General features: G+C 46.1%; 6 protein-coding genes. 4 read left to right on the top strand and 2 right to left on the bottom strand.

The features are described from left to right. The coding region (locus B2899_RS06865) for a sensor histidine kinase (protein WP_286884614.1) at window positions 1-1,221 on the bottom strand (1,221 nt) is incomplete at its 3' end. After that, complete coding sequence (locus tag B2899_RS06860) at window positions 1,211-1,885, bottom strand: response regulator transcription factor (protein WP_286884612.1); 675 nt, start codon at window positions 1,883-1,885, stop codon at window positions 1,211-1,213. The genes B2899_RS06865 and B2899_RS06860, both read right to left, overlap by 11 nt. A gap of 223 nt (window positions 1,886-2,108) precedes the next feature. Here B2899_RS06860 and B2899_RS06855 point away from each other — a divergent pair, with 223 nt between their 5' ends. The 4 genes from B2899_RS06855 (at window position 2,109) to B2899_RS06835 (ending at window position 5,540) form a co-directional block, all read left to right on the top strand. After that, window positions 2,109-2,570, top strand: a complete 462-nt coding sequence (locus B2899_RS06855) for a PepSY-associated TM helix domain-containing protein (RefSeq protein ID WP_286884610.1) — start codon at window positions 2,109-2,111, stop codon at window positions 2,568-2,570. Window positions 2,571-2,707: 137 nt separating this feature from the next. After that, window positions 2,708-3,451, top strand: coding sequence for a YheC/YheD family protein (locus B2899_RS06850; protein WP_286884609.1), 744 nt, complete (start codon window positions 2,708-2,710; stop codon window positions 3,449-3,451). A 401-nt stretch (window positions 3,452-3,852) separates the two neighbouring features. After that, a complete protein-coding gene (locus B2899_RS06840) occupies window positions 3,853-4,644 on the top strand; it encodes a hydroxypyruvate isomerase family protein (RefSeq protein ID WP_286884607.1) in 792 nt (263 codons plus the stop codon). Then, a complete protein-coding gene (locus B2899_RS06835) occupies window positions 4,641-5,540 on the top strand; it encodes an NAD(P)-dependent oxidoreductase (protein WP_146808867.1) in 900 nt (299 codons plus the stop codon). The genes B2899_RS06840 and B2899_RS06835 overlap by 4 nt, the downstream gene beginning before the upstream one ends. Window positions 5,541-6,000: the final 460 nt, after the last annotated feature.

The raw sequence follows: 6,000 nt of genomic DNA, 5'->3' as shown, positions 1-6,000 counted from the left end.
AGGCGGAATGCCGATACCGGTGTCTTGAACAACGATACGCAAGGCCTGCTGTTTTTCACGCGATGCGGCGGAGAGCGTAAGGCTTACACTCCCTTCATTCGGCGTGTATTTAATGGCATTATCTAGCAGGATATAAAGCAACTGTCTTATCCTTTCATGATCGCCGTGAACCGTCAGCGTCGAAGGTGCGTGGAACTGAAGGTTGATGTTCTTGGCTTGCGCAAGGGTTTGTGCAGACCGGATCAATTGTTCCACCGGCGGGATCAAATCAAAGGTTTCATAGCGAAGAACCGGTACTCCGGAATCGGAACGCGCCAGCGTTAATAAATCGCCGACCAAATGCGTCATCCGCCTGACTTCATTTTTCATATTGGATAATACGTTTTGAGAGAACCCTGACATCTGCTTGCTTTCCTCCATTTCGAGAACATCAAGAGAGGATTGCAGAATACTCAGAGGGGTCCTCAGTTCATGGGAAGCGTCCGCGACAAACTCCCGCTGCCGGTGAAAAGAATTTCGAATGGGAATCATGGCTCGCTTGGACATGAAATAGCTAAGCCAAAGCGCAATGCCCAAAAACAGGAGTCCCAATGTAACTAAAATGGCAAGCAGCCGGCGGATCAATTCATAGTAAAAGGAAATGTCTTTTCCCGTATAATAAATCCCTACCAATTGATCCCCTAGATAAATGGCTCGGCCGGTCATCATCAAATCGATAGGATGCCGCTCTTCTTCATGAGGCGGTCCTTTACGAAGAGGCCCCTCATGCGGGCCGCCGCGTCTGGGAGGATGGATGGTAATAGTCCCATAATGGATTTCGTTCGATTGGGGCATCCACCCCTGGAGGAGGCGTAAAATTTCCGGCTGGCTCCGACCAATGACCGCCTCTCCAAAAAGAATTCTTCCGCTTGGATTTATCACATAGTAAAAAAATTGATTTCCATTCTCTTGCGTTGTATTGATATTGTCCAACTCCTGCTGGCTAAGCACTCCATCTTTCAGTGCATTTTTAATTTCGAGCGTTTGTTGGTCGGCGAGGATGTGGAGCTGCTGCTCTTGTTCACGAGAGATTGTTGTGTGGACCAAAAAGTACACAATGGTAATAAACAGCGTAAGGAAAACCATAATTAACACGCTGTATTGAAAGGTGAGCCGGGTTTGTGTATGGATAAATACGTCTTTTTTCCAATGTTGAATGCGTGATAGCCAATTAAATCTCAAGTTTATATCCCACCCCGCGAATGCTTTGAATGATGTCCCTTTGACCGGCCTCATGTAATTTCTTGCGAAGCAATTTAACGGTGGCATCAATGGTTTTCATTGTTGCATCAGAATCATATCCCCAAATCCTGTCATAAATAACGTCGCGGGAGAGGACTTGTCCTTTGTTGCGAATCAACAAATCCAACAGTTGAAATTCTCGTGGTGTCAGCAAAATTTCTTTCTCTTTAGATGAGACTGTACGGTTCGTAAGGTTCACTGTAATATTCTGTATCTGCACGATTTGCTCTTGGATCGGCGCATAGTTCCGTCGGGTTAATGCACGGATTCTCGCAAGAAGTTCATCTATCTCAAACGGTTTGATCAAGTAGTCATCTGCTCCCGCATCCAATCCGATAATCCGGTCTTGAAGGGCATCTCTAGCCGTCAGCATAATGATGGCACCTGAATATCCTTCTTTTCGCAGGCGGGTGCATATGCTCACCCCTTCTTCGCCCGGCAGCATCCAGTCGAGAATGAGCAGGTCATAATGAGATTCTATAGCATAATCGTACACATCATCTCCTTGAGTAAGCCATTCTACTTTGTATCCCCCCTTTTTTTTCAAAAGGTGAGCCATGAGTTCGCCCAAGACCAGATCATCTTCAGCCAATAAAATGTTCACAGGTCCTCCTCCTTATATAGAAGCTACGGTTTTTTGTTTATTTACTTTTATGATTGTAAACGACCTTGGTGAAAAACGCGTAAAAAATCTACATTCCCCGCAAAATTTCACTGTTTTTTCACCATCCATGCCTAAAGTAGCAATTGTTTAAAACAAAAGGTCGTAGTAAGGAGCGTGTATGTATGAAAAATGCTAAAAACTTTATAGATGAGGAGACAGGATTATGAAAAAAAGACGCCAGTTACATTTGTGGATTGGATTACTTACTTCTTTCTTTATACTAATTGAAGCTATTACGGGGCTTCTTCTGTCTGAGCCGTGGCTTATCGGGATGGACAAGGGTGAAAGGCGACCGGGGATGGAGCAACGAGCGTCATTTTCAACCCGGGAAAAGGGGAGTCTCCCTTCTCAAAGCACGAATCAAAGTGAAAGCGTGCTGTCTCAGGCCGGTAAACCGGGAGCAATTTCTCCAGAAGAGGACAGGGGAGGTTTTGGTCTTATGGGTTTTATTAGAGGGCTTCACGAGGGAAGGATTGGGAGCACAAACGTTAAAATCCTGGTGGATATTACGGCGATAGGCTTAATTATTCTTACTGTAACAGGTATCACTTTATCGATTCAAATCGTAAGGGCGCAGAGTAGAAGGAAAAAAACAATCAAAGGTGTTCAAGACAAGGTGGTTTAATATTGACAAGAAACCCTGGTGGCGACTCAAATTGCAGTATAGTGCTCCCTTTCTCTTCTCTTTTACATATGATATAGAAAGAAGCTTGGATAAAGCGGGTGATAAGCGTGTCGGAGGGAAGGCGGAAGCATGGAAAGATGGGAAAATGGGAATTGTGGAATTTTTTTGCCTCTGATGAAACCATAAGACCGTATCTGCCGTCTACGGCGATGTTTTCCGAACATACACTGCGCTCCTATTTGGCAATGTATCCGCTCGTTTTTGTAAAACCGGACAACGGACGAGGGGGCAGAGGCGTTGTGAAGATTTGGCGTACGAAGGAGGGATATACGTTTATCCGGGAGCGGGGCCGTATAGTTCGCTGCCGAACGATGGAAAGATTATATAGGAAAATAAAACAAGACCTGCAGCCCGGGAAACGATATGTGATTCAGGAAGGGGTTCGGCTGGCAAAAATCAACGGACGCCCATTCGATATTCGGTTGGCTATGATGCGCAAGAGCGGAAGGTGGGAGGCGATCGGGATGCTGGCCAAGGTAGCGGGACCAAATAGCGCGGTGACTAATATTGCACGGGGGAAGGGTTATGTAACAGGTGTACGGAATGCGCTGAAAAAAGCCCTTGGCCTTCGCGATGACGCCATCGATGTCCTGCAGGATGAAATGAAAGAAGTAGGATATAGAATTGGGGAGAAATTTGACGAATCCCGAACGTACGAGCAAATCGGACTGGATTTTGCAGTGGATAGAAACGGCAAGCTCTGGGTAATTGAGGAAAACATCGGTTCTTCCCGGTCGCTGTTCGTACGGCTAAAAGACAAATCGGTGTATAGGAAGATGCGGAGCATGAATGCGGCCCGCAGATGGCATAAGCCGCAATAGCAAAAGAAGCGTCGACCGGTTTAAAGTTGACCATTAAAACGAGGACGGCAGCCTCCCGGAATAGTTGGGGAGGCTGTAGGTTTAGGATGACATATTAAAACAGAAGCACCCTGCCTATCCTAAATTTTAGGAACACGCAGGGTGCTATCCATATCATCTACCGCCATTCGCTCCCCTCTTTATTCATGGTTGTGACCAAAACAGCGCTCACATTCATAGATAGAAGGTTCTATTTGTTCTTCGATAAAGTCGCCGCATTTACGGCACTCTTTTTCATGAGCAAGAAGTTTGGAAAGCGATAGAGAGGATTCGCTAAGATGACGGCGAATGTATTCTTATTTAGGCAGATGTAATAAACTTTTGAATATTAAATTAGCAGCATGGGGAGGGAAGGAGCATACATGCTTCGGTTTTCAGCAAATATAACAACACTGTATCCAGATGTTCCGTTTCTTGAACGGTTTGGCAAAGCACGCGCAGCAGGTTTTCGGTATGTGGAGTGTCAATTTCCCTACGCTCACAGTATTGCGGATCTTCAAGCGCAGCTGCAAGAGCATGAGCTCGAACTTGTTTTGTTTAATCTACCACCTGGCGATTGGCAGCGGGGCGAGCGAGGTCTGGCGATTGATCCGAAGCGCCGGGAGGACTTCAAAGAGAGCGTGACAACAGCGCTTCGCTATGCTACGGAGCTGGGCTGTTCACGACTTCATTGTATGGCCGGTATCCTGCCTGATGGACTTGAACATAGGGAAGCCTATGCAGTGCTGCACGATAATGTGGCATATGCGGTAGCAGAATCGGCACAATATGGTATTACGATCCTTATCGAACCGATCAATCAAATCGACATGCCGGGATATTATATGTCATCATTGACGTTAGCCGAGCGATTCATCAGAGAATTTGATTCACCACATGTCCGTTTGCAGTTTGATTTCTATCATATTCAATGCATGCAAGGAGAATTGCTGAACAGTTATTCGAAAGTGGCTCCGCTCGTCGAACATGTCCAAATCGCCGATCATCCCGGAAGGCACCAGCCCGGAACGGGTGAGATTGATTATGTGAAAATTTTTGAGATGCTTGAAGCTACTGGATACAACGGATTCATTGGGTGTGAATACACCCCTTTTGGAGACACGGATGACAGTTTGCATTGGCTTTGGAAGTGGCAGAAAGGGGAAGAGAAATGATCGTTGGATTTATCGGGTTAGGAGTCATGGGCTCGCGTATGGTAAAGCAGATGAGAGCTTCAGGATACGAAGTCTACGTCTACAATCGTTCGGAATCGAAGCTGACATCAGCCATGGCTGCAGGAGCTATACCGTGTGTAAGCATTGCTGAGGTAGCAAGAAGAGCGGATGTTTTATGTACCTGTCTGTCCATGCCTCACGATGTAGAGATGGTATATGGAGGAGAACAGGGTGTGTTTGCCCATGCCAAAAAAGGAACGATTTGTATCGACTTTACAACTGTGGATCGGGATACAAGCATACGAATGCATAAGCTTGGTCAGCAGCACCAGGTGTACTATCTTGATGCGCCGGTGAGCGGGGGGCCAGAGGGAGTCGAAAAGGGAACGTTGACGATTATGGTAGGAGGGGAGGAGCGCATATTTACGCAGGTGCACCCTCTCCTGCAAACCATCGGCGAGAACATACAGTATTTAGGGGAAAGCGGATCGGGAAGTGTGGCCAAGCTGTTGAATCAATATCTTGTCGCTGTTCATTCCTTGGCAGCCAGCGAAGTAATGGTGGCCGGAGCGGCACTCGGCCTGGACGCCGAGCAACTTTATGATGTCTTACGTGCCAGCTACGGAGATAGCCGTATGCTGCGCAGACATATGGAAGGATTCGTGCTTGACCGGCAGTTTGCCCCCGGTGGTGCGGTGAAGTATTTGCTCAAAGATGTCCGCCTGGCCAATCAAATGCTTTTGCAAGCAAACGTGTCAGTACGTACGGGTCAAGCGGCAGAAACAGCTTTTGAAGAGGCAACAAAGCAAGGATTGGCTGAGCTTGATATGTCGGCAGTGATTCAACCGCTGGAACGGAAAGCAAATGTTATTGTGCAGCGTTCCAAATATAAATAGTGCACAAGGTCTTTCCCTCCATGAGTAATTGAGGAAAAACCTGCGAGGCGTGTGCCGACCGTTGCTTTTTTCGTGTGGACCTTAAGGGAGGGAAAGACCGGCAACGCCCGCGAGTTTTTCTTATGAATCATTTTTTTTATAACCTTGTATTGATTAAAGTATCGTATTCATCTACAATGCCTAAATTATAGGCTTTCTCAATAAAGGATAATTTTTCGCTTTCGAATTGGGGATTTCCATTATAACGGCTATTAATGAAAATGATTCTTCTGTCCTCACATTTTCGGTAGCAATATAAATATCAATATTCTATCCTTTGATGGATTCTAACCATTCTGCATAACATTCGCTGCATAAGAACTCATTTCTTTCGGTGTCCCCAGTATAGAAAGTAACCAGATGAGCTTTTTCCAGTGAATGCTCACAATAATAGCACTTTTCCATATCCGTTCCTCCATTC

It is taken from the genome of Aneurinibacillus sp. UBA3580 (assembly GCF_002375825.1).
GTDB classification, from domain to species: Bacteria; Bacillota; Bacilli; order Aneurinibacillales; family Aneurinibacillaceae; genus Aneurinibacillus; species Aneurinibacillus danicus.
This window is presented reverse-complemented; position numbering and strand designations above follow the sequence as displayed.

What these genes read in the sequence shown, in the direction of transcription:
- B2899_RS06840 (WP_286884607.1), top strand. Translation starts at nt 3,853, where the DNA reads ATGCTTCGGTTTTCAGCAAATATAACAACACTGTATCCAGATGTTCCG.
- B2899_RS06835 (WP_146808867.1), top strand. Translation starts at nt 4,641, where the DNA reads ATGATCGTTGGATTTATCGGGTTAGGAGTCATGGGCTCGCGTATGGTA.
- B2899_RS06850 (WP_286884609.1), top strand. Translation starts at nt 2,708, where the DNA reads ATGGGAAAATGGGAATTGTGGAATTTTTTTGCCTCTGATGAAACCATA.
- B2899_RS06855 (WP_286884610.1), top strand. Translation starts at nt 2,109, where the DNA reads ATGAAAAAAAGACGCCAGTTACATTTGTGGATTGGATTACTTACTTCT.